The following is a 26,854-nucleotide window of genomic DNA, read 5'->3' on the forward strand; positions in this document are numbered from 1 at the left end:
ACTTGGTTCCTTTTGTGCAACGCATCAACCCGCGATTTGGCTGTGGATATCGGGGGCGACTTGAAACGGCGGTGGCGTCGCTGATCCGGGACGCGCATGGCATTGGGTATGGCCGACCCGATCCGACTCGTCACACCCCCCGCCGAAACCCCCGGTCAGTCGCTGCCGCACAATGTCGAGGCGGAGGCGGCGTTGCTCGGCGCGCTAATGATCGACAACCGGATTGCCGAGGATTTCCAAGGAAAACTACGCCCGGAACATTTTTTCGAGCCGGTGCACGGGCGGATTTACGACGCCATTCTACGCACCCTCGACCGCAATATGGTGGCGAATCCGGTGACGCTGCGGCCGTTGTTCGAGGCGGATGAAACGCTCAAAGGCTTGGGCGGCCCGGCCTATCTGGCGCAATTGACAGGCAACAGCGCCGCGCTGATCGGCGCGCGCGATTTTGCCAACCAGGTCTACGATCTGGCGATGCTGCGTGCGCTGGTTGGTGTTGGGCGGGTCATGGTCGACCGCGCGATGGACACGTCGGAGGACGTCGACCCGCGCGGTCAGATCGAGGTGGCCGAGATTGAGCTCTATCGCGTCGCCGAGGATGGCAGCAGCGAAGGTACGGTCAAAAGCTTTGCCCAGGCGACCAAGATGGCGGTCGAACAAGCGGAAAAGGCGCTCAACGCAGGCGGCGGGTTGTCGGGGATCACCACCGGCCTGAACACGGTCAATGCCAAGATCGGCGGATTGCATCACAGCGATCTGCTGATCCTCGCTGGACGTCCGGGCATGGGCAAGACCGCGCTCGCGACCAATATCGCGTTCAACGCCGCGCGCCGCTGGGTCCGGGATGTCGATGAGGACGGTATAGAGCCGGAACGCTCGGTCGGCGCGAAGGTGGCTTTTTTCAGCCTCGAAATGTCCGCCGATCAATTGGCGACACGTATTCTCGCCGAGCAATCGGGGATTTCGTCCGAGGATCTGCGCATGGGCAAGATCGGGCAGACCGATTTCCGCAATCTTGCGCGTGCGGCGGCGGATTTGGAGACGCTGCCGCTGTTCATCGACGATACCGCCGGTCTGACGATCGCCGCGTTGCGAACGCGCGCGCGGCGGTTGAAGCGACGCCATGGCATCGGGCTGATCGTCGTCGATTACCTCCAGCTGTTGCAGGGATCGGGACGCAATGCAGGCGACAATCGCGTGCAGGAGATTTCGGAGATTTCGCGCGGTCTCAAGACTTTGGCGAAGGAACTCAATGTCCCGGTGCTGGCGTTGTCGCAGCTTAGCCGCGCGGTGGAGCAACGCGAGGACAAGCGCCCGCAACTGAGCGACTTGCGTGAGTCGGGCTCGATCGAGCAGGACGCCGACATCGTGCTGTTCGTGTATCGCGAGGAATATTACGTCGCGGCGCGCGAGCCGAAGGCGGCGGGACAGAGCGATGACGTCAAGGTGTTCGAAGACCACGCCAAATGGGCCGCCGAGATGGAACGCGTGTTCGGCAAGTGCGAACTGATCGTGTCGAAACAGCGCCACGGCGCGACCGGCAAGGTCAACCTCGCCTTCGAGGCCAAGATCACCAAGTTCAGCGATCTGGCCGAGGATCAATATTACCCCGACCGGAGTTAGCTAGAAGACCGGGTCATCGCTTTGTGGCCCGGTATGGATGCCGCATTCGTCCTTGTCCCAACCCCGCCAGCGCCCTGCGCGCGGGTCTTCGCCCGGCAGCACTTTCGACGTGCACGGCGCGCAGCCGACCGAGGGATAGCCTTGCGCTTCGAGAGGATGTCGGGGGAGTCTGTGTACTTCGAAATAGGCGTCGAGGCGGGCCTTGTCCCAATCGGCTAAGGGATTGATTTTAAGGCGTCCTTCGTCTTCCTCGAAGCGGGGCAGGGCGCCGCGGGTTTTGCCCTGGAACGCCTTGCGGCCCGAGATCCACGCGTCGAATGGGGCAAGGGCACGGCGCAGCGGCTCGACCTTGCGCAGATCGCAGCAGCCGTCGGGGTCGTAAGACCAGCGCAATGAGGTCTGATCCTTCAGCGCGAGGCGGTATGGATCGGGGCGGAACACGCGCAGATCGAGATAGCCGAGGCGTTCGGCGAGTTCGTCGCGATAGGCCAGCGTCTCGCCGAAAATCTTTTGCGTGTTGATGAAGATCAACGGCACCGTCTTGTCGATTTCGGCGACGAGATGGAGCAGGACGGCGCTTTCCGAGCCGAACGAGCTGACCAGGGCGATGTCGGCCCAGGGCGGATCGGCGAACAGCCCGTGCAGCATGTCGGCGGTCTCGACGCCCGCCCATTGCGCCTCGAGCGCCGCGGCATCGGCGGCCGTGAAAGCGGGAGCGGTGTCGATACTGTCGGCGCGGCGCAGGGCTTCACCCATGACGCAGCTTCCAGATCGGCACGGTGTCGTCGGCCGCCGCTTGATAGGCGTAAGGGAAGGGATGTGACCCCGCTTCGTCGAGCGGTTTTTCGGGAGCAAAACTGTCGAAGCCGCAGCGGCGCATGAAAGCGAGCTGATCGACCAGCACATCGCCCTGCGCGCGGAGCTCGCCGGTGTAACCGGCTTCGCGGAGGATACGCGCGGCGGAATAGCCACGGCCGTCCTTGAACCCGGGAAAAGCGATTTCGATCGTTTCCAGCTGTCCGAGATGAGGGATCAACGCACGCGCATCGTCGCCCGCTTCCAGCCGCACGGCGGTGGCGTCGGTTTGCCCTGCGAGGAAGGCGTCGAGGGTCACGGCGGGTTGCTCAGCCATAAATGGCTTCCTTGAACGGGGCGAAGCCGAGGCGGCGATAGGTGTCGAGGAAGCGTTCGCCGGCTTCACGTGATTGCAGATATTTGTCGGTCACGCGTTCGACCGCATCGACGATGCCGTCCTCGTCGAAACCGGGGCCGGTGATCTTGCCGAGGCTGACATCCTCCGCGCCCGATCCGCCGAGCAGCAACTGATAGTTTTCAGTGCCTTTTTTATCGACGCCGAGAATGCCGATATGGCCCGCATGATGGTGGCCGCAGGCGTTGATGCAGCCGCTGATCTTCAGCTTCAGCTCCCCGATTTCGAGTTCGCGCGGCGCGAGGCGCTGTGCGATTTTCTGCGCGACTGGGATCGAACGGGCGTTGGCCAGGCTGCAATAGTCCAGGCCCGGGCAGGCGATGATGTCCGACGCCAGATCGAGATTGGCACTGGCGAGGTCCGCTGCATCGAGGGCTTGCCACAAGGCATAGAGATCGGCCTTGCGGACGTGCGGCAGGACGATGTTCTGGGCATGCGTGACGCGCAATTCGTCGAAGCTGTAGCGTTCGGCCAAGTCCGCCATGACGTCGATCTGATCAGCGGAGGCGTCGCCGGGGATGCCGCCGACGGGTTTGAGGCTGATATTGGCGATGGCGTAGCCGGGTTGCTTGTGTGGTTTGACGTTCGATTGGACCCAGAGGCGGAAGTCGGGGTCGGACAAATCCAGCTCGTCCGTCGCCCCGGCGGAGGCCGGGGCCGTTAGCGATTCAGCGCGACCGTCGCCAGCGGCCCCGGCCTGCGCCGGGGTGACGAAGGCGGGCGGCGCAAACATCGCGGTGATGCGCGCGAGCTCGGCGGCGGGCGGGTCGATGCCCAATGCCTTCACATGAACATATTCTTCCTCGACCTGGCGGCGATATTCGTCGGCCCCGAGTTCGTGGACGAGGATCTTGATCCGCGCCTTGTAGATGTTGTCGCGGCGGCCGTAGCGATTGTACACGCGAAGGCACGCCTCGACATAAGAGATGATGTCGTCCGCACCGACGAACTCGTTGATTTCAGGGGCGATCATCGGCGTCCGTCCCATGCCGCCGCCGACGAACACGCGCGCACCGAGCTGTCCGTCGCGCTCGACCAGTTGGAGGCCAATATCGTGCAGCCGCATCGCCGCGCGATCCTCGTCGCTGGCGATCACCGCGATCTTGAACTTGCGCGGAAGAGCCGAGAATTCAGGGTGGAAGGTCGACCATTGGCGCAGCAATTCGGCCCAGGGACGGGGGTCGGCGACCTCGTCCGCCGCGGCACCGGCATATTGATCCGACGAGATGTTGCGGATGCAATTCCCGCTGGTCTGGATCGCGTGCATCTCGACCTTGGCGAGTTCGGCCAAAAGGTCAGCGCACTCCTCCAGCTTGATCCAGTTATACTGGATGTTCTGGCGCGTGGTGAAATGCCCGTAACCGCGGTCGAATTTGCGCGCGATGGTGGCCAGCGTGTGCATCTGGCGGCTGTCGAGCGTACCATAGGGAATGGCGACGCGCAGCATGTACGCGTGGAGTTGCAGGTAAAGTCCGTTCATCAGCCGCAGCGGCTTGAACTGGTCTTCGCTCAATTCGCCCGAAATGCGGCGGCGCACCTGATCGGCAAATTCGGCGACGCGGGCATCGACCATCGCCTGGTCGTAATGGTCGTATTTATACATGGGTTGTGTCCATCGATCCTTGCCTTGAGGCGAGGTGGCAGCGCGCAGCGCTGACGGAGTGGTGCGTAAACTCGGCGCGAAGGCGCCGATCCGCGCTGCCGCGCGGAGTTGCTTGCACCGCCCCGTCGGCTTCGCCGCCACCCCGCCTCGAGGCGGGGAATTGGTGAGCGCCCATCAAATCACCCACTCGCCCGCCGCAGGATCGGCGGGTTTCAGCGTGAGGTCAGGCCGCACGGTCGGCCCGAGCGCGCGGACGCGATCCTTGATATGGGCCGGGCGGGGGCCTTCCGGCGTGGCGATGGCTTCGATCGCATACGGCACGTTGACCCGGCGCGCGCCTTCTTCGGCGGCGAGAATGGTGTCGCCATGATCGCCAACATCGACAGCGTCCTCGACATGGATCGACCAGTTGCTGCCCGTCCACCAGGTCACGGCGCCCGACTTCAGATCGTTTCCAGTCAACAGTTTCACACCAATTGCTCCGCTTGAACCGCAAAGGCGCGTAACTTGTCCTCGGCATCCGACAGGCGAACGACCTCGCCGACGACGAGGATCGCCGGGCTGAGGACTTTTTCGCGCTCGACCAGATCGCCCAAGTCGGCGAGCAAGGTGCGCATCGCGCGGCTGCCGGGGAGGGTGCCGCGTTCGAGCACCGCGACGCTGGTACCGGGATCGACCCCTTCGGCCATCAATTTGTCGGCGATGGCGCGTGCGGCGGTGACGCCCATATAGATGACCAAGGTGCGACCGGCCCCCGCCAGCCCGGCCCAGCTTTGTTCGGCCAGCCCCTGACACGTGCCCGCAACGAAGCTGACCGCCGACGACCAGTCGCGGTGGGTGAGGGGCAACATCGCTTCGGCCGCGCAGCCGAGCGCCGCGGACACGCCGGGTATGACTTCGACCGGCAAATTGGCGGCGCGCACCGCCTCGACCTCTTCGCCGCCGCGTCCGAAAATGAACGGGTCGCCGCCCTTCAAGCGCACGACGATGCTGCCCGCCTTCACGTGCGCGACGATCAGCGCGTTGATCGCCGATTGGGGCAGGGTGTGGCGATCGCGCTTTTTGGCGACCGAGATCAATTGCGCGTCGGCGCGGACATAGGCAAACACGCCTTCGCCGACGAGGCCGTCATGCACGACGACATCGGCTTCGCGCAGCGCTTCGACCGCCTTGACGGTCAGCAGGCCGGGGTCGCCCGGACCCGCGCCGACCAGGATGACGCGCCCGCGCGCTTCGGGATCAAGGAGACTAGCCATAGAGTTGCGATGCAGCGTGGCAGAGCTGCGCTCAAGCGAGCGATGCTTTGGGCCGGGCTAGCAACGCTTTAGCAGCACCCTGTGTCCGCAGGGTCATAGCGCCGCCGTTCATTGCCGCTTAAGCGGCGCAACGCGAAGCGCGGCCACCGCGCGAAAGGGAATAATGGACACCGACCGCCACGACACGTTGTTGCCTCGTATCGTCGCGATCAATCTCGCCGTCAGCGCCGTCGTTCTCGCCTTGCTGATGCTCGCCGCCGGTTTGCGGATCAGTCCCTGGGCGCTCGACAATCTGCCTTATTACCTGGCGGGGGCGCTGGCCTTTGCCATTTACATCGGTGTGCCGGACAGTTGGCGGCATGGTCGCGCAATGATCGAAGGTGCCGAATATTACGCCGTGCTGACGCTGACGATGCTGATCGGCGCGGTGGCGAGCTATCCGGTCGCGGCGCTGACCCACGGTTATCATGACGAGACGCTCAACCGCATCGACCAGTTGATGGGGTTCGACTGGCTTGCCTGGTATCGGGTGGTCGCGGCGCATCCGGTGCTGCAGACCCTTGGCGTCGCGGTGTATCGCAGCATCTATGTCACGCCCGCCTTGTTGCTCGCCTGGTATGCCGGGACGGGCCAGCGCACCGAAGCATATCGGTTGATCGTCGCGTTTCAGATCGCCGCGATCCTGACGCTGGGCGGTTATGTGTTCCTTCCCGCGGTCGGTCCGTTTTCCTATCTGTGGCGTGGCGCGGCGCCCTATCTGCCCGAAAGCGAGATGTGGCAGGCGGGGCTGATCCCGATGCTGCGCGCGCACGAACTGGGCGTCGTCGATCTGGCGCATCTGCGCGGGCTGGTGTCGGCACCGAGCTTTCATGCCGCCGCCGCCGTGCTGTTCATCAATTTCGCGTGGCGCGCGCGGGCGCTGCGCTGGCCGTTGATCGCGCTCAACGTGGCGATGCTGGTCGCGACGCCGGTCGAAGGGACGCATTATCTGATCGACCTGATCATCGGCGCGGTGGTCGCGGGCGTCGCGCTGGTCGCAACCGAGGTCTTGGCGCGTGTGGAACTTCAGGTGGCGCGCAACCGTCGTGCGGTGTCGATAACAGGGGGTTAACCATCCTGGTTTAGCGTTGCACCGACCTCACGGAGCGCGCTTTCCATGACTTTCGGCACCTTCATTCAGCCTCATCCCGGTCTTGCGGGCGATGCGGACCCGGCTCGCACGCTGGAGCTGCCGGTTTATTCGGAATATCATGCGCTCGACCAAGCGGCGCATTGTCGTGGGCAAAATCGCCTCTTCGACACGATTCTCGACCGGTCTCAAGTTCTCGACCTGCGGTATGAAGATCAGTGTTCGCCGCAATATTATTTCGATCTGGTCCGGACGTTGCGCGACTTTAACGGCGAGTTTGAGCGGGTGGTCGAAGTCGGCGTCTACCTCGGCGGGGCGTCGGGGGTGATCGCGGGGTGTATGGACGCGTTCGGCTTCGACCTCGACATGGTCGACATCAATGCCGAGTGCCTGCAATTCGCGCACGAGCGCGTCCGCCGCATGTACCCGCAAGCGGCCAAGCGCATCCGGTTGTTTCATGGCGACGTGCCGTCCTACGTTCAGGCGATCATGGCGGAGCGGGCGTGCCGGACCATCGTCCATCACGATGGCGCGCATGATTTCAATCAGGTCGTCCACGACATGGCGGCGCTGTCATTCGTGCGCGAACGACTGTGCGCGATCATCGCCCAGGACACGCATTTGCGCGGCACCCTGAAGCACATGAACTTCGTCGACATGGCGATGTATGCGGTGTTCGGCCTCGACCTGAATTATGCCCCGATCGGCGCCGCTTATGCTTTCGAGGACAATCGCACCGCGCCCAACCAGTATCAGGGCAATTACTTCATGCCCGAGGCGCCGGAGGGCTTTGTCCTGCCGATGAACATCAACGAATTTCACTATCCGCACCCCGATCTGAAGATCGAGGATTTCCTGCCGATGCGGCCGACGCTCGCCGCCTAGCCGTCGCGCAGCCCGATCATGCCGGCGCGCCGGGCATTGTCCTCCTCGACCGACGCGACCGGATAGGCGCAGTAATCGGCGGCGTAGAAGGCGCTGGGCCGGTGATTGCCGGACAAGCCTACGCCCCCGAACGGCGCCGCCGACGACGCGCCGTTGGTCGGACGGTTCCAGTTGACGATGCCCGCGCGGGCACCCCACCAGAACTGGTCGAACAATTCGGGTGATCCGCCGATCAGCGAGGCGCTGAGGCCGAAGCGGGTGGCGTTGGCTTCGGCAATCGCGGCGTCGAAATCGGGGACGCGGACCAGTTGCAGCAGCGGGCCGAACAATTCGTCGTCGCTGCGGTTGGCGAGGTTGGTGACGTCGATCAGCCCGGGGGTGAGAAACGGTTTATAGGCGTCGGGGCGCAGCATGTGGATCAGCGGCTGTCCGCCCGCCATGACCAGCACCAGCGCCGCATCCTGCAACGCGTCCGCCGCCGGGTTGTCGATCAGCGGCCCCATGAACGGTTTGGGGTCGGCGTGCGGGTGATCGACGATCATGCGCGCGACCAGTTTGCGGATCGCGTCGACCAGCGGTTGATGCGCGCCGTCGCGGACGATCAGGCGGCGCGCGGCGGTGCAGCGTTGTCCGGCGGAGAGATAGGCCGACTGGACGATGATGCTCGCCGCCGCGTCGGCATCGGGCGCGTCCCACACCACGATCGGGTTGTTGCCGCCCATTTCGAGCGCGAGCATCCGGCCGGGATCGTCGGCGAACTGGCGGTTGAGCGCCACCCCGGTGCGCGCCGAGCCGGTGAACAACAGGCCGTCGATGTCGGGATGCCCGGCCAGCGCACGGCCTTCCTCGGCCCCGCCGATCAGCAGGCGGACGACGTCTTCGGGCACCCCCGCCTCATGATAGCATTCGATTAGGATCATCGCGGTGGCGGGGGTTTTTTCCGACGGCTTGAAGACGATGCTGTTCCCGGCGAGCAAGGCCGGGACGATATGGCCGTTGGGCAGATGCGCGGGGAAATTATACGGGCCGAGCACCGCGAGCACGCCGTGTGGCCGGTGGCGCAACACCTGGCGCAGGCCCATGTCGCCATCCTGCCGCCGCGTCGGGGTGCGTTCGTTATAGGCGCGGATCGAGATGTCGACCTTGGCGATGACCGAGGCGACTTCGGTTTCGGCCTCCCATAACGGCTTGCCGGTTTCGCGCGCGATGGTGTCGGCCAGCGCCACCTGGCGGTTGCGGACGACGTTGACGAAGCGGCGCAGCGTTTCGGCGCGGTACGTCGGTGGCTGCATCGCCCAGGCGCGCTGGCCCGCGCGGGCACGGGCGACCTCCACATCGACATCGCCGATGGGGGCGGACCACAGCAATGCGCCGGTCGCGGGTTCGAAGGATTGCAGTTCGGCCATGTGTGAACTCTAGGCGGTTCGCAGCGCTTCGCCCATAGACCGGATCGCTGCGATCTTGGCGGTCAGGGGCGACCAGTCGTCGTCGGCGGCAATGGGTGCCCAGAGCGCCTCGACCTCCTCGATCAGCATCGAACAGGGTTCGGGGTTCGACAAATAGGAATGGTCGCGCCGTTCGCGCGCGTCGAAGAAATAACGGTCGATCGACGCGCCGCTGTCGGTCAGGTCGCGCTCGATCTGTTGCACACGGGCGATATCGGCGTCGCGGCCCTGCGATGCGGCGCCCAGACGCCACAGGAAGCGTTCGACCAGCGCATCGACATAATGGTCGCCAAACGGTTCGATGGCGGCGGCCAGCGCGTCGGAATCGCAGATCGGGTTGAGCGCGATGGCGAGTTGCACCAGATTCCAGTGTATCGCCTCGGCCTGGCGACCGAAACTATAGAGCCCGCGCTCGTCGAAATAGGCGGCGGTAAAGTCCGGGTCGAAGCCCGGCGCGAATCGCCACGGGCCGTAATCGAAACTTTCGCCGGTGATGTTGATGTTGTCGGTATTGAGCACGCCGTGGACGAAGCCCGCCGCCATATAGCTGGCGGCGAGGCGCGCGGTACGCCGGACGGTGTGCGCCAGCAGGCGCTGCGGCGCATCGGGGCCATCCTGTTCGCCGAAATAATGTTCGAGGCAATAAGCGGTCAGGCGCCTGAGTTCGTCTGTGAGGCCCAGCGTCGCGAGGCGCTGGAAACTGCCGATGCGGATATGCCCGTGGCTCAGCCGGACGAGCACGGCGGAGCGGGTCGGGGAGGGTTCGTCGCCGCGAACCAGTCGCTCGCCGGTTTCGATCACCGACAGCGTGCGCGAGGTTTCCACGCCCAAGGCCTGGAGCATTTCGGTGGCGAGGATTTCGCGGACTGCACCCTTCAACGTCAGACGACCATCGCCGAACCGGCTGTGCGGCGTGGTGCCCGACCCCTTGGTGCCGAGGTCCATCAGGCGGCCGTCGCCGTCGCGGCATTGCGCGAACAGGAACCCGCGACCGTCGCCGATTTGCGGGTTGTAGCTGCGAAACTGATGCCCGTGATACCGCAGCGCGAGCGGTTGCCGCAGACTGCCGTCAAATGGCTGAAACCGCCCGAAATGATCGATCCAGCGATCGTCGGACATCGTGGCCAGACCGATCTCCGCCGCCGCGCGATCGTTGCGAAAGCGCAGGCGATGTTCAGGGAAATCCGCCGCCGCGACGGGGTCGGCGAGGAAGTCCGCGATTTCATCGATAGCTTTCGCGGGGATGAACGGTTGATCGGGCGACACCATGCGGCGATATGCGATGCGATGGGCGAAGCGGCAAGCGACGGTTACTGGCAATCGACCGACGGACTGCGGCTGCATTACCGGCTGTACGGTCGCGCCAGTGAGAAAGCGCCGGTGCTGTGCCTGCCCGGGTTGACGCGCAATGCCCGCGATTATGCCGCGCTGGCGGCGCATCTGGCGCATGACCGCCAGGTCTATGCGATCGATTTTCGCGGGCGGGGCGGCAGCGACTATGCCAAGGACCCGGCGACCTATATGCCGATGACCTACGCCGCCGATGTCGAGGCGTTGCTGACCGATCGGGAAATCGGCACATTCATCGCGATCGGCACGTCGCTCGGCGGGATCGTGTCGCTGATCCTCGGCGCGGCCCGGCCCGAACGGCTAGCGGGACTGGTGCTCAACGATGTCGGCCCGGTGATCGACGCGGCGGGGCTCGATCGTATCCGGTCCTATGTCGGCAAAAGCGCGACATGGCCGACCTGGGTTCATGCGGCGCGCGATATCGGCGGGACGAATGCCGCGTCGTATCCGCAGTTCGAGCTGCCCGACTGGATCGCGATGGCCAAGCGGGTCTGTCGGCTCAAATCCTCGGGCCGGATCGTGTTCGATTACGACATGGCGATCGCCGAACCGCTGCGCGCGCCGGGAGGCGAAGCGGGGGTCGATTTGTGGCCGTTGTTCGAGGCGGTCCGCGCGGTGCAGACGCTGTATCTGAGGGGTGCGCTGTCCGATATCCTGTCGGTTGCAACGCTGGACGAGATGATCCGGCGTGGCGGTGGCGCGGCGGTGACGGTGCCCGGTGTCGGTCATGCGCCGACGCTCGACGAACCCGAGGCGCGTGCAGCGATCGACGCGCTGATCGCCCGGGCCGCGTGATGCGGGTGCTGCACGTGTTCGGGGCGGATGTGCCGCCGGGGATCGTCGAGCGTGCCGGGCGCGTCGCCCGGGGATTGCCGCGCACGTTGCGGCACACGATCGATAATGAGACTTTGCTGCCGATATTCGACGTGCCGGGTGCGACGGGGTTGCGTGAAGCACTGCCGCTCCACGGCAAGGCGTCGCTGTCGCGTTACACCCGTATCGCAACGATGGTTGCCGATGCGGACCTGATCCTGACCTATGGGCCCGACACTCTGGACGTCATGGTCGCGCGGCGGATTTTCGGGCGCAAGATGCCGCCGCTGGTCCATCACGAAACGAGCGATGCACGCCGTTCGGGTTACGACCGGCTGGTGCGGTGGCTGGTGATCCCCGCGGCTGCCACCGTGATCGATAGCGACCTGATCGAGGACGGGGTCGATCTGAAAGCATTCGCGCCGGGCAAGCCGGGTGCGGCGCTGGCGGGACTGGAACGCCATCGTGGCGATTTCGTGATCGGGTGCATCAGCCCGCTGCGTTCGGGGCTGGGTCTCGCCGCCTTGGTGCGCGCAGTCGCGGTGATTCCCAATGCCAAGCTGGCGGTCGTCGGGGGCGGGCCCGATGCCAACGCGTTGGCGGGCGAGGCGCGGCGCGCCGGCCTGGGCAGCCGGCTGGTCTTGCCCGGGCGTGTGCGCGACACGGCCCGCGCGCTGCGTCAGTTCGATTTGCTGGCGGTGCCATCGGGCGGGATCGACCGGTTCACGCTGATCGAGGCGATGGCGACGGGTCTGCCCGTCGTCGCGCCCGCGGGAACCGAGCTGCCGGCCGAAAACCCGCGTTACGCCGGTGCCGACGAACTGCGGGACCATTTGCTGCGGCTGGCCGGCAATCGCGACCTGCGCATGCGGATCGGCGAGGCCAATCGAGCGGCAGCGATTTCGGGGCATGACGCCACGCGGATGATCGCGGCATTTCGGGACATTTATGCCGCCGCGGCGTTGATCGACATTAGGTAAACTTCAGCGCCTGCGATAAGGCGAAGCGAGCTTTGGGAGCGACAGTTTGTTCAAGGGTTTGAAGCCGATCGTCTATCAGGGCCGCGAAGTCTGGCCATTGGTCGAGGGCGGCAAAGGGGTGTCGGCAACCAACCATGCGTCGGCCGGCGCATGGGCCGCGGCGGGCGGCATCGGCACCGTCAGCGCGGTCAATGCGGACAGTTACGACCCGACCGGCAAGATCGTTCCGCAGGTCTACATCTCGCGCACCAGGGCGGAGCGGCACCAGGAATTGATCCACTTCGCCGTCGAAGGCGCGGTGGAACAGGTCAAGCGCGCGCACGACATTTCGGGCGGCAAGGGCGCGATCAACATCAACGTGTTGTGGGAAATGGGCGGCGCGCAGACCATTCTCGATCAGGTCCTCGAACGCACCAAAGGGTTGGTCGCGGGGGTCACCTGTGGTGCCGGGATGCCGTATCGCCTGAGCGAAATAGCGTCGAAGCACGGCGTGTCGTATTTGCCGATCATCAGTTCGGGCCGGGCGTTTCGCGCGCTGTGGAAGCGGGCTTATTCGAAGGCGGCGGACCTGTTGTCGGCGGTGGTGTATGAAGACCCGTGGCTGGCGGGCGGGCATAATGGCCTGTCCAACGCCGAAGACCCGCTCAAGCCCGAAGATCCCTATCCGCGCGTCAAGGCGTTGCGTGACGTCATGCGCGAAGGCGGCATTTCCGATGAGACGCCGATCGTGATGGCCGGTGGCGTTTGGCGCCTCGACGAATGGGTTCACTGGATCGACAATCCCGAACTCGGCCAGATCGCGTTCCAGTTCGGCACCCGGCCGCTGCTGACGACTGAAAGCCCCATCCCGCAAGGCTGGAAGGACCGGCTGATGACATTGGAGGAGGGCGACATCCTCCTACACCGCTTCTCACCGACCGGATTTTACTCGAGTGCGGTGCGCACACCGTTTCTGCGCAACCTCGAGGCGCGGTCGCAGCGGCAGATCGCCTTTTCCAAGGACCAGATCGGCGATCACACGCACCAGCTCGACGTCGGCGTGAAGGGCAAGAATTTCTGGGTGACGCTCGGCGACCTGCAACATGCCCGCGAGTGGTTTGGCTTGGGTTACACCGATGCGTTAAAAACGCCCGATAACACCTTGGTTTTCGTGACTCCCGAAGAGAAAACCGTGATCCGCAAGGATCAGGCGGATTGCATGGGTTGCCTGTCGCATTGCGCGTTTTCGGCGTGGAAGGACCATGACGATTGGTCGACCGGCTATCTCGCCGACCCGCGCAGCTTTTGTATCCAGAAAACGCTGCAGGACATCGCGCATGGCGGACCGGTCGACGAAAATTTGATGTTCGCCGGGCATTCGGCGTTCCGGTTCAAGAAGGACCCGTTCTACTCCAATGGCTTCGTCCCCAGCGTGAAGCAGCTGGTCGACCGGATCCTGACCGGCGAATGATGCGCGCCGTTCTCGTCATGGCCGCGCTGGCCGTCGCGCTGCCGGCTCAGGCCGCTGAGAAAGCGCCGCCTTATTGGGCATCGATCGTGCCGAACAAGGCGCGGACGCGGACGGGCCCGGGACGGAATTTTCCGGGGGCGTGGCTGTATCAGCGCAGCGGGTTGCCGGTGCGCGTGATCGCGACCTATCCCAATTGGCGCAAGATCACCGATCCCGACGGCGCTACCGGCTGGATCCAGTCGAACATGCTCAGCGATAAACGCACCGCTTTGGTCATCGGCAGCGCGCGCGAAATGCGCGAACACGCCGACGACACGGCGAAGATCGCCTGGCGGGTTGCACCCGGCGTGGTCGGCGCGGTCAGCGAATGCGACAGCCGCTGGTGCCGGTTCGAGACGGCGGGCAAGGTCGGTTTTGTGCCGCGCGGCGGGCTGTGGGGGCTGGCACCCGGGGAGCAGCTCCCCTGATCGTGCTGCTCGCGGCCGTCGCGGGCGCGATCCTCGGCAGTTTTCTGGCAACTTTGGTGGTGCGCTGGCCGGCGGGGCGTAGCTTGGGCGGGCGCTCGGCGTGCGACGAGTGCGGCAAGCCGATCGGCGCGTTGAGCCTGATCCCGTTGCTCAGTTATGCGGTGGCACGTGGCCGGTGCGCGGATTGCAATGCGCCGATCGATCCGGTGCATCCGATCATGGAACTGGCCAGTGCCGTACTGGCGGGTTTCGCGTTTGCGGTTTTGCCGCTGACCGTGGCGCCGTGGGTTGGGGGGGCGTCTTTGCTGTTGCTGACGCTCGCCTTGCTGGACCTGCGGCATTTCTGGCTGCCCGACCGCTTGACGCTGTCGCTGGCGGGGCTCGGGCTGCTGGCGGCGTCGAGCGGCGCGCCGGGTATCGCGGACCGACTCGTTGGGCTGGTGGCGGGGTGGGCGAGCCTTGTTTTGGTCGCCTTGGCCTATCGCCGGGTGCGTGGGCGTGAGGGACTGGGGGCGGGGGACGGCAAATTGTTCGGTGCGATCGGGGCGTGGACCGGATGGCAAATTTTGCCGTTCATTCTCCTCGGAGCCAGCGTGCTCGGCCTTGCCGTAGCGGCGGCGATGCTGGTTGCCGGGCGGCGGGTTGCGGCCACGACGCGACTGCCGTTCGGGACGTTGCTCGCGGCGGCGGCGTTGCCCGCGATATACTGGACGGCGCTGCACTGATCGCGCACTCTCCCGAAAAAGGAGAGCGGGATGGCTGAAGCAATGGAGGCTGCGCTGGCGCGCCAGCGGGCGGCATTCGAGGCGGACATGCCGGTCAGTGAGGCGGTGCGCCGCGAACGCATCGACCGCGTGATCGCGCTGATGCGCAAACATGGCGAGGCTTTTGCCGCCGCGTTGAGCGAGGATTTCGGCCATCGCAGCCGGGTCCAGTCGCTGCTCACCGATATCGTCGCGACGATCCGCTCCGCCAAACATGCCAAAAAGCATCTGTCGGCGTGGATGAAGCCGGAAAAGCGGCCGCTCGACTTTCCGCTCGGCCTGTTGGGCGCAAAGGCACGCGTCGAATTTCAGCCCAAGGGGGTGATCGGCATTATCGCGCCGTGGAATTTCCCGGTGCAATTGAGCTTCGGCCCACTCATCGGGGCGCTTGCCGCGGGCAACCGCGCGATGATCAAGACCAGCGAATTCACGCCCGCCGTCGCCGCGCTGACCGAAAGTTCGATCGCCGAATTCTTCGCGCCCGACGAGGTCGCGGTGTTCAGCGGCGGGCCGGACGTGGGTCAAGCCTTTGCCAAATTGCCGTTCGATCATTTGATCTTCACCGGCGCGACCGGGATCGGCAAACACATCCTTCATGCCGCCGCCGACAATCTGACGCCGGTCACGCTCGAACTCGGCGGCAAATCGCCGACGATCATCGGGCGCAGCGCCGATGTGAAGGCCGCGACCGAACGCGTCGCGATCGGCAAGATGATGAACGCCGGGCAGATCTGCCTCGCGCCCGATTATTTGCTGGTTCCGGAGGAAAAAGAGAGTGAGGTCATCGACGGGCTGAAGTCCGCGGTCTCGCTGCTTTATCCGAAGCTGTTGGCGAATGACGATTATGCCAGCGTCATCAACGCGCGGCACCGCGACCGGTTGAAGGGCTATCTCGACGACGCGAAGGCCAAGGGCGCCGAACTGATCGAGATAAACCCGGCGAACGAGGATTTCGCGGCGACGAACGGCAACAAGCTGCCACTGACGATAATCCGCAATCCGACTGACGACATGACGGTGATGCAGGAGGAGATTTTCGGACCGATCCTGCCGGTCAAGACCTACGGCCGCACCGAGGAGGCGGTGGCGTATGTCAACGCGCACGATCGGCCGCTCGGGTTGTATTATTTCGGCAGCGATGGCGGGGAGGAGCGGCGGGTGCTCGACCGGACCGTATCGGGCGGCGTCACGGTCAACGACGTCCTGTTTCATGTCAGCATGGAGGATTTGCCGTTCGGCGGCGTCGGCCCGTCGGGCATGGGCGCGTACCACGGCCGCGACGGGTTCAGAACATTCAGCCACGCGCGCGCAATCTATCGCCAGCCGAAGATCGACGTCGCCAAGCTGGCGGGGTTCAAGCCGCCTTATGGCAAGGCTGCCGACAAGGCGATCGCGCGGGAGATGAAGGCGTGAATTTGGGCGATATGGACGCGCTGGCGACGGCAGCGGCGGTCAAGTCCGGCGACATCACCGCGCTCGAAGCGGTGGATGCCGCGATTGCGCGGGCGGAAGCGCTCGACCCCAAGCTCGGCTTCATGGTCACGCCCGATTACGACCGCGCGCGCGAACTGGCGGGCAAGGCGGATCGAAATGCGCCGTTTGCCGGCGTGCCGTTTCTGATCAAGGATCTGGACGATTATCGCGGACTGCCGACGCGGAAGGGATCGCGGCATACGGCTGGTTTTCCGCCCGCCGAGAGCCAGACGGCGTTCGTCGATGTGCTCCTCGCCGCCGGGCTGATCCCGCTGGGCAAGAGCTCCACGCCGGAACATGGCTTTTTGCCGACGACCGAACCGACCGGTTTCGAACCGACGCGAAATCCGTGGGATACGGCGCGTTCTTCGGGCGGTTCGTCAGGTGGTGCGGCCTCCGCGACTGCGGCGCATGTCGTGCCATTCGCGCATGCCAGCGATGGCGGCGGATCGATCCGCATCCCCGCATCGTGTTGCGGGCTGTTCGGACTGAAGCCATCGCGCAATCGCACCGTCGCGACGACGCCGGGCGCATTCAGCATCGACCTGTCCGTCCAGCTCTGCGTGTCACGCAGCGTGCGCGATAGCGCGGCCTTGCTCGCGGCGGTCGAGGGCAACGCCTTGCCGCGCATCGGCCATGTCACTGGCCCCGCGACGCGCCGGTTGCGCATCGGCATGGTCCTGCCCGGTGTCGGCGGGCAGCAACCCGATGCGGATGTGGCGGCGACGGTCGCTGCGATGGCGGACACCTTGCGTAAACTCGGTCACCAAGTGGTCGACACGCAATGGCCCGACGCCTTTCGCGCGATCGGTGAGCATTTCCTGACGATCTGGTCGGCAGGGGCGTCAAAACTCCTTGCCGACGCCAGTGAGACATTGGGACGGCCGGTCGGGCTCGACGATTATGAACCGTTCAGCCTGGCGATGGCGGCGGCGGTGAACGGGGCACCCCCGGGTGCGCTCGAGGCCGCGACCAAGGCGCTGTCCGGCCTCGGCGGCGCGCATGATGCGTGGTTCGCCGATCAGGATCTGATCATGTCGCCGGTGCTCGGCAGCCCGCCAGTGCCGCTGGGCTTTGTCTCGGGCACCGTACCGATCGACGCGATGACCGAGCGCCTCAACGCCTATGTCGGTTGGACGCAGCCGTTCAACGTCACCGGCGGCCCGGCGATGAGCGTGCCCGGCGGTTTGCCCGGCGGGTTGCCGGTGGGGGTGCAATTCGGCGCGAAGATCGGCGATGAGCGGACGTTGCTGGAACTGGCCTATGAGTTGGAACAAGCGCTGCCGTGGGCCAATCTGCGCCCGCCGGTCAGTGCCTAGAGCCGCAGTCCCGCGGTTTCGGGCAGGCCGCACATCAGATTGAGGCTCTGGACCGCAGCCCCGCTGGCGCCCTTGCCAAGGTTGTCGAGCACCGCGATCAGGCGCGCCTGCATTTCACCCGCGTCCGCGCAGACGTAAAGATCGAGACCGTCCCACGGCGCGGCGCCTTCGTTGAGCAGCAGTTCGCCAGGCTGGTCGTCGCGGACCGTGACGATCGAGCTACCCGGATAAGCGGCGAATAGCGCATCGAGGATCGCCCTGCGCGAAGGCTTTGCGGGCAAAGCCGCGAGGTGGAGCGGCACCTCGACGATCATCCCGCGAAAGGCGCGCGTCACCGCGGGCGCGAAAATCGGCGCGTGGGCCAGCCCCGCATGCACCTGCATCTCTGGGATGTGTTTATGATCGAGGTTTAGCCCGTATGTGCGGTGCGCCAGCGCGGGTTCGGCGCCGATACGCTCGATCAACGCCTTTCCGCCCCCCGAATAGCCCGACACGGCATTGACAGCGAGCGGCCAGTCCTGCGGGATCAGTCCTGCGCGAACCAGGGGCGCAATCAGCGCGAGAAACCCCGTCGGATAACAGCCCGGATTGGTCACGCGCTGCGCAGTTGCGACGTCGAACCCAAGTTCGGGAAAGCCGTAAGTCCAGCCGTCCGCCACGCGATAGGCGCTCGATGCGTCGATCACGCGGGTGTGGGCGCTTTCGATGAGTGCCACCGCTTCGCGCGCGGCGTCGTCGGGCAGGCACAAGATGGCGACATCCACCTGGTTCAGCGCCTCACGCCGGGCGCCGATATCCTTGCGATGGACGTCATCGAGGATCAACAGCTCGAACTCGGGGCGTTCGGCCAGCCGCGCCTCGATCTCCAGCCCGGTGGTTCCCGACGCGCCGTCGATGAACACGCGCGTCATGACTGGCTGAGGGCGGTCATCACGACATAGCCGGGCGTGCCGTCCTCGGTCTTTCCCCATGCATAACCGCCGCTGATGTCGAGGACGCAAAAAACATCGCCCGCCGCAAGCTGCGCACGTTGCTCGGCATCTTCACCCGATTCGGCACGAACGATGGCTGCGGCCTTCGTCCGATACGCCAGAGCGCGGGCGTAATGTGGCGCAAACACCTCGTGCGCGAGTTCGAGGTCGGCAATATCGCCGCGAACCGCATGCGTCGTCGGGTCGAGTTTGACCGACGGGCCGCTGAGCCTCAGCCGTTCACGCGGCGATGCGCTGCCCGCGATCGACGGCGATGAGGCGTCCGAATTGTTCAAGAAACTTCGCCCCCTCCGTCGTCAACAACACGAAAATATTGCGACGATCGCTTTCGTCGCGCTGGCGGCGCAGATAGCCCAGAGCACCCAGCCGGTTCAAGGCGCGCGTCACCACGGGCTTAGACACCCCCAATCCGCGCGCCAGACCGCGCACCGTATGCGGGCCGTTGGTGAGGTGAACGAGGAGCAGCAACGCCATCTGGCGGTTGGTCAGATCGGGTTCGCCAGAGCGCACGTAATCCACCAATGTCTGCATCCAGGTGGTCAATGGAAACTGCGCCACGCCTGCTTCTCCTCGTCCTTGTTAACGAAGCAGACAGGGATCGGTTGCGGAGCGAAACGAGCCTTAGTTGAACCTGCGTCGCAATAGTCCCCATATGGCACGCAGGCCGAGGGCGTCTCCGCCGCGCGGACGCCCCGGTTTGGCGGACGGCATCCATGCGAACGTATCGAGATGCAGCCACGGGATTCCGGGCTCGACGAAGCGGCGGAGGAACAACGCCGCCATCACCGCGCCCGCCATGCCGCCATCGGGGGAATTGGTGAGATCGGCGACGTCGGACTTCATCGAGTCGTCGTAACCGTCGTGCAGCGGCAGTCGCCACAGCGGATCGTCGGCGGCAATCCCCGCCGCCAGCGCATCCGCCGCCAGGTCGTCGTCGTTGCTGAAGGTCGCGGGCAGGTCTGGCCCCAGCGCCACGCGCGCGGCACCGGTCAATGTCGCGAAATCGATCAGCAAGGCGGGCGGCGTTTCGCAGGCGCGGGTCAGGGCATCGCCGAGGATCAGGCGCCCTTCCGCATCGGTGTTGGTCACCTCTACGGTCAGCCCCTTGCGGCTGGTCAGCACGTCGCCGGGGCGAAAGGCGTTGCCGGCAATGGCATTCTCGACGGTCGGGATCAGCAAATGCAGCCGCACCTTCAGCCGCGCGCGCATGATCAGCCCGGCCAGCGCGATGGCGTGCGCCGCGCCGCCCATGTCCTTTTTCATATGCCGCATGCCCGACCCGGGCTTGATGTCGAGCCCGCCCGAATCGAACGCCACGCCCTTGCCGACGATGGCGAGGCGCGGATGCCGTTCATCGCCCCACAGCAATTCGACCAGGCGCGGCGCGTGGCTGCGCGCGGCGGCGCGACCGACGGCATGGATCATCGGGTAGCCGCGCTCCAGTTCGGCGCCTTCGACGATCGTCACCGTCGCATTATGCGCCTTGGCGAGCCTTTCGGCTTCGGCGGCAATCTCCGCAGGACCCATGTCGGCGGCGGGCGTGTTGACCATGTCGCGGACCAGAGCGACCGCCTGAACTTCGCCGACCATCGCGTCGATCCGCGCCGGATCGTTGGTCAGCAGGATGCGTGCCCCCTTGGCGACCTCGTCCTTTTTGTACCGGTCGAAGCGGTAATGCGCGAGCAACCAGCCGAGCGCGGCGTCGCCCGGCGCTCCATTGGCCAGTCGATATGCCCCCTCGGGCAGCGTGTCCGCTGCGCGCGCCAGCGACCAGGGGCGGAGCGCGGTCGCATCGGCGACGCCGGCTACCGCGATCATCGCGCCGTCATGCGGCACCATCGCGACGCTGTCCGCCGCCGCCTTGAACCCCGTCGCCTTCAGCATTGCGCGAACCGGGGCGGGTTGCGTTGCGAGCCACGCATCCAGCCCCGTCGTATCGACGACGTGTAGAGGGGTGGCGGGCTGGCCCTTGTCGGGCTGGAGGAGCACGGCGAAATCGGTCATGCTCGCCGCGCTAAGCCCGGTGTGCCGCCGAAGCCAGCCGCAAAGGATGTATGATGCGCTTCGTGCCTGTTGTCTTCATTGCCATGACCTGTGTGGCGGCGGCCGAACCGGCGTACAAGTTCAGTTACGCCTACCCGGCCCAGGCGCGCGCCATACCGCCGCTGCGCGCATGGCTGGAGGCGGACAAGGCACGTGGACGCACCAAATTCGCCGCCGAGGCCATGGCGGCGCAACGCGAAGCGAAGAAGGACGGTTTTCCATACCACCCCTATGACGCCGACATGACATGGCAGGTGGTGACGGACACCCCGCGCTTCCTCAGCCTGTCACGATTGAGTTGGGCTTATACCGGCGGCGCGCACGGCAATTCGGGCTATGACTCGCTGTTGTGGGACAAGGCGACGCGCATGCGGCGGCAGCCCGCTGACGTTTTCGCCGATCCCAAGGCGCTTTACGCCTCGGTGCGCAAGTCGTTCTGCGACCTGCTCGACCGCGAGCGCAGCAAGCGACGCGGGGAACCGGTGGTGCGTGGCAAGAGCATGTTCGACGACTGTATCGACCCCGCGCAGGAAGTTCTGATCCTCGGATCGAGCGGCGGCGGACGGATCAACCGCATCGGCTTCCTCATCGCGCCGTACAATGCGGGGAGCTATGCCGAGGGCACCTACGAAGTGACCCTGCCGGTGACCCCGGCGATCCTCGCGCGGGTCAAACCGCAATATCGCGGCGCGTTTGCGGTCGGTCGCTAGAACAGCTCACCCTGCGGCCCGGCCGGCGGGCGGAACAAATCGGTACGCAACGGCACATAAGGCTGATCGAGCCCGTGCTTTTTCGCCGCGAGTTTCACGCGTGTACGGATCAGGTCGTACCATGCGCCTTGCCCGCGCATCCGTTCGCCGAAGCGCGGGTCGTTGTCGCGTCCGCCGCGGATCGACTGGATAATCGACATCACTTTGCCCGCACGATCGGGGAAATGTTCATCGAGCCAGGCGCGAAACAGCGGGGCCACTTCATAGGGCAGCCGCACCGGGATGAACGACACGCGCCGCGCGCCCGCCGCCGCGCCCGCTGCGACGATCGCCTCGATCTCGCCATCGGTAATGCCGGGCACGATGGGGGAAATCGACAGCTGCACCCGCACCCCCGCCTTGCTCAACGCCTCGATCGCGGCGAGGCGGCGGCGCGGGGCAGGGGCGCGGGGCTCCATCGTCATGGCGATTTTTGGCGTGAGCGAGGTGACCGAAATCATCACGCCCGTCAGCCCCTTCGCCGCCATCGGCCCGAGCAGGTCCAGGTCGCGCGTTACGCGGTCCGACTTGGTGGTGATCATCAGCGGATGGTCGCATTCGGCCAATATTTCCACGCATTGACGCGTGATCCGCCAGTCGCGCTCTACCGGTTGATACGGATCGGTGTTGGTGCCCATCGCGATCGGCGCGCAGACGTAACCGCGCTTGGCCAGTTCGGCCCGGAGCAGGGCCGGGGCATCGGGTTTGGCGAACAGCCGCGTCTCGAAATCGATTCCCGGCGACAAATCATGATAGGCGTGGGTCGGCCGCGCGAAGCAGTAGATGCAGCCATGTTCGCAGCCGCGATAGGCGTTGATCGAGCGGTCGAACGGCACGTCGGGCGATTTGTTGTGGGTGATGATCGTGCGGGGACGCTCGATCGTTACCGTAGTCCTCAGCGGGGGCGGGGCGCCGTCCAGTTCCTCGCGTCCGTCGAGCCAATCGCCATCAGCCTCGCGCGCCGCCAAGTTGAAGCGTTGCGGCACGTCGTTGCGGGTCGCCCCCCGATGTGCACGCGCATCCGACATGGGACGCAGTATGGAACATTATGGGAACATCGTCAACGTGACGCGAGTTGCGTTCCTTCGCGTGGCAATGTCGGCCAGCTGCCCTGGAGCAGGGCATCGCGGCTGATCGTCGGCTTGCCAGCCTGTTGCTGATACATCCAATAATTGCGCAGCACCGTCGCGACGTATCCGCGCGTTTCCCAATAGGGAATGCTCTCGATGTAAAGCAGCGGATCGCCCTGCGCTGCGGAGTTGACGTTCCAGCGCGCGACCGGGGCCGGGCCGCAGTTATAAGCGGCAATGACTTTGGGCAGTGCGCCGCCGGTTGCCGCCATATCGGCGAGTTGCTCGATATACTTCTGACCGAATGCCATGTTGGCGGCGGGTGAGTTGAGCCCGCCCGACACTATCAAACCGGTCGTCCGCTGAATCAGCGCGGCGGTGGTCGGCAGCACCTGCATCAGACCGCGCGCGCCCGCCTTGCTCACCGCGTCGGCGCGGAAGTTCGATTCCTGGAGGGCATGAGCGAACACCAGTGAGCGATCGACGCGCCAGCCGCCCTCCGGTGCCCAAGTCTCGGGCGAAGGATAGCGCCCTTCGATCGTCGTCCGCGCACCGGCGGGGCCATTATGCGCCAACCATAATTGCGTCGCGGGCAGCCCCAGCTTGCCAGCGATCAACGTCAACGTGGCGTGTTCGGCGGGGAGGCCGATGCGCGCCTGCCAGCGGAGTAAGGAATCCGCCCGCTCGCTTTCACCGATTTCGCTGAGCGCGATGGCTGCTGCGACCGCCGGGCGACCGGCAACCACCGCGAATTGCCCCGCGCCATCATCGTCGCCCTTGGCGGCAAGACCGAGCGCCGCCTGCGCCAGCATGCCGTAAAACGTCTCGCCCAATTGCGCCGCGGCGCGCTGATGCGGCTGGATCTGTTCCGGCCGTCCCGCCGCCATCGCCGCGCGCGCCGCCCAGAAATGCCCGGCGGCGACCATTTCGCTGTCCGCAGCGCGGCGGGCCACCGCATCGAAACCCGCCAGTGCCGCGCCGAAATCCTTCTGACGCCATGCCGCCAGACCCTCGACCCAATCGGCCTGCGCCGCCCATTCGCCATAGCCGGTGCGGGCTTTGGCAGCGAGCGCGCGCGCGGCGACGTCATTGCCGGTCAGGAAATAGGACCAGGCGACCCGTTGGCGCCATTCGGTCAGCGGCTCGGCCTGGAAATCGCCTTCGCGGCCGGCGATCAACGCTTCGGCATCGGCGGGGCGATCGTCCTTGATCATCTGCAGCAGTTGCGGCCCGAGGCTTTGCGCCACCGCATCGCCGCCCACCGTCGCCGTCCGGCCGCGGCGCGGCGCACTGCCCAGCCAGCGCAGATCGCGCACTTCGGGCAATTGCGGCACCGCCGCGGCCCCGCGCGTCGTCGCCAGCCGCACCAGTATCGCCCCCTCGGGCAGATCGCGCGCGGCAAATGCCGCCGCCGCCAGCTGATCGGCCTCTGCCTTGGGCGAATTCTTCGCGGTCAGGATCAGCGCGCGCGCCTCGGCGTGCAACGGCCCGATGCCCATCGCATCGAGCTTGGCGCTGGCACCCGTCCAGTCACTCGCCTTGATGGCGGCAAAGACCACGCCGTAATCGGCCCGCTGTTGCGGCAACAATTGCGGCGTCAGCGCAGGCTTCTGCGCGAGCGCAGGCGCCGCACAAGCGCACAGCAACGACAGGGCGTATGTCAGCTTCATGCATCGTCCTTGGGAAACAGCAGCTGCATCAGCGGCCACATCGCCTTGCGCCGCTCGCGATCGGGATCGTCGAGCAGCAAGCGGGGATGGATCGTCGCGATCCCGGGAATGTCTTCGAACGCAAGCAACTCGCGCCGCTTCGGATTGACGCGCGTCGCGAACAGCGCCTGCGCTGCTACATCGCCCATCGCCCAGATTTTGGTGGGCTGCACCAGCGCGACATGGCGTTGCAGCGCCTCGGTCGCGGTCGGCAGCAAGGCAGGAGGAAAGCGCCCGTCGGGTGTCCGCCCCGGCAGCATGGTGGCGAGATAGACCTCGTCACGCGTCACTCCGACCGCCTTCAACACCGCATCGACCTGTGCCTCGAGCGGGCCGGCGAACAGCCGCCCGGCATCGACGTCGACCAATTCGGGCATATCGACGACGATCATCGTGCCGCCGACCGGACCGGCCGGTGCCAGCCGCCGCGTGCGCGGGCCGACGCTGGCGAAGACATCGCTCGCCATCAACCATTCGGTCAGCGTTTCGAGCGTTTCGGGGATCGCCACAAGGGCGGGCGCGGCTTCCTCGCGCACCGCATCGGCGCGCGGCCTGGCGACGCGGGCCAGCTTCGGCTCCTCGAACCAGATCGCCGGACTCTCGCCCGCCCAGTCCTCGACACCCGCCGTCCGCCACCAAGCATAGGCACTGTCGATGTCCGCTGTGATCGTTCCCAACCCCACGACCCTAGCAAGCCCGCGGTTGACGGGCGCGTCAATCGGTGGCCAAGCCGTTGCCGGACCAGTCGTTTGCGAGGCGGGACGAGCCGCACTCGCGACCCCGGAGGAAGACCGTGAGCGAACGCGAATCGATGCCCTATGACCTGGTGATCGTCGGCGGAGGCCCCGCCGGGCTCGCCGCGGCGATCCGTTTCAAGCAGGTCGCCCCCGACGCGTCGGTCTGCGTCCTCGAAAAGGGCTCGGAAATCGGCGCGCACATATTGTCGGGGGCGGTGGTCGACCCCAAGGCGCTCGACGAATTGCTGCCGACGTGGAAGGCCGATGGCTGTCCGATGGGTGAGGTACCCGTCACCGACAATCTCCATTGGGTGTTGAGCGCCAAGAAGAAATACCCGCTGCCGCATCTGATGATGCCGCCGTTGCTCAGCAATAACGGCAATTTCACCGGTAGCCTGGGCAATTTGTGCCGCTGGCTGGCGGAGCAGGCCGAAGGGCTCGGCGTCGAGATATTCCCCGGCTTCGCCGCCGCCGAGATTCTGTTCCATGACGACGGCTCGGTCAAAGGCGTCGCGACCGGCGATATGGGCGTGGCGCGCGACGGGACGCACAAGGCGGATTACCAGCCCGGCCTCGAACTCCATGCCGGCTACACTTTCTTTGCCGAGGGTGCGCGCGGCCATTTGACCAAAGAGCTCAAGCGCATCTTCGATCTCGAAGCGAAGTGCGAGCCACAAGTCTATGGAATTGGTTTGAAAGAGCTTTGGGATATCGATCCCGCCAAGCATGTGCCGGGCCGCGTCATCCACACCCAGGGCTGGCCGCTAAACGATGCCTGGGGCGGTGGGTTTCTGTATCATCAGGCGAACAACCAGGTCGCTTTGGGGTTCGTCGTGGCGCTCGATTATTCGAACCCGTGGATATCGCCGTTCGAGGAATTCCAGCGCTGGAAGCATCACCCGGAGATTGCCGCGATCCTGCAGGGCGGCCGACGCGTCTCCTATGGCGCGCGCGCGATCAATGAGGGCGGGTGGCAGTCAGTGCCGCAACTGGCGTTTCCGGGCGGCGCGCTGATCGGATGCAGTGCCGGCTTCGTCAATGTGCCGCGCATCAAGGGCAGCCATACCGCGATGAAGAGCGGCATGCTCGCGGCGGAACATGCCGCCGAGGCGCTGGCCGCCGGGCGCAAAAGCGACGTACTCGAAGGCTACGAACCCGCCGTGCGCTCGTCATGGATCGCCGATGAATTGAAGATGGTGAAGAATGCCGAGCCCGCAGTCGCCAAATTCGGCGGCACGCTGGGCACGCTGGTCGGCGGCATCGACATGTGGATGCGCACGCTGAAGATCGGCCTGCCGATCACAATGAAGCACCATGCCGATCACAAGAGCCTGTGGCGCCGCGACTTGAAACAACCGATCGCCTATCCCAAGCCCGATGGCGTGCTCAGCTTCGACAAGCTGACTTCGGTGTTCCTGTCGAACACCAATCACGAGGAAGATCAGCCGATCCATTTGACGCTCAAGGACGCGGACGTACCGACGGCGATCAACCTGCCGCTCTATGCCGGTCCCGAACAGCGTTATTGCCCCGCCGGCGTGTACGAATTCGTCGAGGACGCGGCGGACCCCAGCGGCCAGCGACTGCAAATCAACGCCCAGAACTGCGTCCACTGCAAGACGTGCGACATCAAGGACCCGACGCAGAACATCAACTGGGTGGTGCCCGAGGGGGGTGGGGGACCGAATTATCCGAATATGTGACACGCCGGGCAAGGCGTAGCGAAGCAGCGCCGCGCCTTAAGGCGTGTCCGGCCGGCGGCGCGGTGAGCGCCGACCGACGGCGTG

Annotated in this window: 26 protein-coding genes; 12 read left to right on the forward strand and 14 right to left on the reverse strand. The window is 65.5% G+C overall.

The genetic code is table 11. The features are described 5' to 3' along the window. Positions 1-108: 108 nt before the first annotated feature. A complete protein-coding gene (locus tag ACM9ME_RS06515) occupies positions 109-1,623 on the forward strand; it encodes a replicative DNA helicase (RefSeq protein WP_415642626.1) in 1,515 nt (504 codons plus the stop codon). On the opposite strand, the gene ACM9ME_RS06520 is transcribed toward ACM9ME_RS06515, so the two are convergent. From ACM9ME_RS06520 to cobA, 5 genes are all read right to left on the reverse strand, one after another. After that, positions 1,624-2,379 (reverse strand): phosphoadenylyl-sulfate reductase, encoded by a 756-nt coding sequence (locus ACM9ME_RS06520; RefSeq protein ID WP_415642627.1) that lies wholly within the window; start codon positions 2,377-2,379, stop codon positions 1,624-1,626. Further along, positions 2,372-2,755 carry a DUF934 domain-containing protein gene (locus ACM9ME_RS06525; RefSeq protein WP_415642628.1) on the reverse strand — a complete coding sequence of 128 codons (384 nt, stop codon included), beginning with the start codon at positions 2,753-2,755 and terminating at the stop codon, positions 2,372-2,374. Before ACM9ME_RS06525 ends, ACM9ME_RS06520 begins: the two co-directional genes overlap by 8 nt. Continuing rightward, a complete protein-coding gene (locus tag ACM9ME_RS06530) occupies positions 2,748-4,436 on the reverse strand; it encodes a nitrite/sulfite reductase (protein WP_415642629.1) in 1,689 nt (562 codons plus the stop codon). The genes ACM9ME_RS06525 and ACM9ME_RS06530 overlap by 8 nt, the downstream gene beginning before the upstream one ends. Positions 4,437-4,610: 174 nt before the next feature. Continuing rightward, entirely contained in the window at positions 4,611-4,907 is a 297-nt protein-coding gene (locus ACM9ME_RS06535; RefSeq protein ID WP_415642630.1) for a DUF2849 domain-containing protein, read from the reverse strand. Continuing rightward, positions 4,904-5,692 carry a uroporphyrinogen-III C-methyltransferase gene (gene cobA / locus ACM9ME_RS06540; RefSeq protein ID WP_415642631.1) on the reverse strand — a complete coding sequence of 263 codons (789 nt, stop codon included), beginning with the start codon at positions 5,690-5,692 and terminating at the stop codon, positions 4,904-4,906. The genes ACM9ME_RS06535 and cobA overlap by 4 nt, the downstream gene beginning before the upstream one ends. 163 nt (positions 5,693-5,855) lie before the next feature. Here cobA and ACM9ME_RS06545 point away from each other — a divergent pair, with 163 nt between their 5' ends. Together ACM9ME_RS06545 and ACM9ME_RS06550 are read left to right on the forward strand one after the other, a co-directional pair. Beyond that, positions 5,856-6,803, forward strand: coding sequence for a phosphatase PAP2 family protein (locus ACM9ME_RS06545; protein ID WP_415642632.1), 948 nt, complete (start codon positions 5,856-5,858; stop codon positions 6,801-6,803). Positions 6,804-6,848: 45 nt separating this feature from the next. Beyond that, positions 6,849-7,706 (forward strand): class I SAM-dependent methyltransferase, encoded by an 858-nt coding sequence (locus ACM9ME_RS06550; protein WP_415642633.1) that lies wholly within the window; start codon positions 6,849-6,851, stop codon positions 7,704-7,706. Here ACM9ME_RS06550 and astD read toward each other — a convergent pair. Both astD and ACM9ME_RS06560 read right to left on the reverse strand, forming a co-directional pair. Then, positions 7,703-9,112, reverse strand: coding sequence for a succinylglutamate-semialdehyde dehydrogenase (astD, locus tag ACM9ME_RS06555; RefSeq protein ID WP_415642634.1), 1,410 nt, complete (start codon positions 9,110-9,112; stop codon positions 7,703-7,705). The genes ACM9ME_RS06550 and astD overlap by 4 nt on opposite strands. A 9-nt stretch (positions 9,113-9,121) precedes the next feature. Further along, on the reverse strand, positions 9,122-10,420 hold the full coding sequence (locus ACM9ME_RS06560; protein WP_415642635.1) for a protein adenylyltransferase SelO family protein: 1,299 nt from the start codon (positions 10,418-10,420) through the stop codon (positions 9,122-9,124). An 18-nt stretch (positions 10,421-10,438) separates the two neighbouring features. Here ACM9ME_RS06560 and ACM9ME_RS06565 point away from each other — a divergent pair, with 18 nt between their 5' ends. The 7 genes from ACM9ME_RS06565 to ACM9ME_RS06595 are packed head-to-tail and all read left to right on the forward strand — an operon-like array spanning position 10,439 to position 17,767. After that, complete coding sequence (locus tag ACM9ME_RS06565) at positions 10,439-11,296, forward strand: alpha/beta fold hydrolase (RefSeq protein WP_415642705.1); 858 nt, start codon at positions 10,439-10,441, stop codon at positions 11,294-11,296. Next, positions 11,296-12,294, forward strand: coding sequence for a glycosyltransferase family 4 protein (locus ACM9ME_RS06570; protein WP_415642636.1), 999 nt, complete (start codon positions 11,296-11,298; stop codon positions 12,292-12,294). The genes ACM9ME_RS06565 and ACM9ME_RS06570 overlap by 1 nt, the downstream gene beginning before the upstream one ends. A 46-nt stretch (positions 12,295-12,340) precedes the next feature. Then, on the forward strand, positions 12,341-13,744 hold the full coding sequence (locus ACM9ME_RS06575; protein ID WP_415642637.1) for an NAD(P)H-dependent flavin oxidoreductase: 1,404 nt from the start codon (positions 12,341-12,343) through the stop codon (positions 13,742-13,744). Then, a complete protein-coding gene (locus tag ACM9ME_RS06580) occupies positions 13,744-14,211 on the forward strand; it encodes an SH3 domain-containing protein (RefSeq protein WP_415642638.1) in 468 nt (155 codons plus the stop codon). Before ACM9ME_RS06575 ends, ACM9ME_RS06580 begins: the two co-directional genes overlap by 1 nt. Positions 14,212-14,213: 2 nt before the next feature. Beyond that, positions 14,214-14,936 carry a prepilin peptidase gene (locus ACM9ME_RS06585; protein WP_415642639.1) on the forward strand — a complete coding sequence of 241 codons (723 nt, stop codon included), beginning with the start codon at positions 14,214-14,216 and terminating at the stop codon, positions 14,934-14,936. A gap of 30 nt (positions 14,937-14,966) precedes the next feature. Next, a complete protein-coding gene (locus ACM9ME_RS06590; protein WP_415642640.1) occupies positions 14,967-16,388 on the forward strand; it encodes a coniferyl aldehyde dehydrogenase in 1,422 nt (473 codons plus the stop codon). Then, the gene (locus tag ACM9ME_RS06595) at positions 16,385-17,767 is read left to right on the forward strand and encodes an amidase family protein (RefSeq protein ID WP_415642641.1); all 1,383 of its coding nucleotides are present in this window, start codon (positions 16,385-16,387) and stop codon (positions 17,765-17,767) included. The genes ACM9ME_RS06590 and ACM9ME_RS06595 overlap by 4 nt, the downstream gene beginning before the upstream one ends. Here ACM9ME_RS06595 and argC read toward each other — a convergent pair. The 4 genes from argC to ACM9ME_RS06615 all read right to left on the reverse strand — a co-directional run bounded on the left by argC (position 17,764) and on the right by ACM9ME_RS06615 (position 20,763). Continuing rightward, positions 17,764-18,678: an N-acetyl-gamma-glutamyl-phosphate reductase gene (argC, locus tag ACM9ME_RS06600; protein ID WP_415642642.1), complete on the reverse strand. Its 915-nt coding sequence runs from the start codon at positions 18,676-18,678 to the stop codon at positions 17,764-17,766. The two genes, ACM9ME_RS06595 and argC, sit on opposite strands and share 4 nt — an antisense overlap. Continuing rightward, a complete protein-coding gene (locus tag ACM9ME_RS06605; RefSeq protein WP_415642643.1) occupies positions 18,675-19,034 on the reverse strand; it encodes an SH3 domain-containing protein in 360 nt (119 codons plus the stop codon). The genes argC and ACM9ME_RS06605 overlap by 4 nt, the downstream gene beginning before the upstream one ends. Further along, positions 18,979-19,290, reverse strand: coding sequence for a MarR family transcriptional regulator (locus ACM9ME_RS06610; protein WP_415642706.1), 312 nt, complete (start codon positions 19,288-19,290; stop codon positions 18,979-18,981). The genes ACM9ME_RS06605 and ACM9ME_RS06610 overlap by 56 nt, the downstream gene beginning before the upstream one ends. 90 nt (positions 19,291-19,380) lie before the next feature. Then, positions 19,381-20,763 (reverse strand): leucyl aminopeptidase family protein, encoded by a 1,383-nt coding sequence (locus ACM9ME_RS06615; protein WP_415642644.1) that lies wholly within the window; start codon positions 20,761-20,763, stop codon positions 19,381-19,383. A gap of 53 nt (positions 20,764-20,816) precedes the next feature. On the opposite strand from ACM9ME_RS06615, the gene ACM9ME_RS06620 reads away from it, so the two are divergent. After that, positions 20,817-21,512 (forward strand): DUF4163 domain-containing protein, encoded by a 696-nt coding sequence (locus ACM9ME_RS06620; protein ID WP_415642645.1) that lies wholly within the window; start codon positions 20,817-20,819, stop codon positions 21,510-21,512. Here ACM9ME_RS06620 and ACM9ME_RS06625 read toward each other — a convergent pair. Genes ACM9ME_RS06625 through ACM9ME_RS06635 form a run of 3 tightly spaced genes read right to left on the reverse strand, consistent with a single transcriptional unit; the run spans position 21,509 to position 25,007 of the window. Next, a complete protein-coding gene (locus ACM9ME_RS06625) occupies positions 21,509-22,579 on the reverse strand; it encodes a PA0069 family radical SAM protein (protein ID WP_415642646.1) in 1,071 nt (356 codons plus the stop codon). The two genes, ACM9ME_RS06620 and ACM9ME_RS06625, sit on opposite strands and share 4 nt — an antisense overlap. Before the next feature lie 32 nt (positions 22,580-22,611). Next, positions 22,612-24,291, reverse strand: a complete 1,680-nt coding sequence (locus tag ACM9ME_RS06630) for a lytic transglycosylase domain-containing protein (RefSeq protein ID WP_415642647.1) — start codon at positions 24,289-24,291, stop codon at positions 22,612-22,614. Further along, positions 24,288-25,007, reverse strand: a complete 720-nt coding sequence (locus ACM9ME_RS06635; protein WP_415642648.1) for a uracil-DNA glycosylase family protein — start codon at positions 25,005-25,007, stop codon at positions 24,288-24,290. Before ACM9ME_RS06635 ends, ACM9ME_RS06630 begins: the two co-directional genes overlap by 4 nt. A gap of 116 nt (positions 25,008-25,123) precedes the next feature. On the opposite strand from ACM9ME_RS06635, the gene ACM9ME_RS06640 reads away from it, so the two are divergent. Continuing rightward, positions 25,124-26,770, forward strand: a complete 1,647-nt coding sequence (locus ACM9ME_RS06640; protein ID WP_415642649.1) for an electron transfer flavoprotein-ubiquinone oxidoreductase — start codon at positions 25,124-25,126, stop codon at positions 26,768-26,770. The last annotated feature ends 84 nt before the right edge of the window (positions 26,771-26,854 follow it).

This window comes from Sphingomonas antarctica, assembly GCF_965137005.1.
GTDB classification, from domain to species: Bacteria; Pseudomonadota; Alphaproteobacteria; order Sphingomonadales; family Sphingomonadaceae; genus Sphingomonas_O; species Sphingomonas_O antarctica.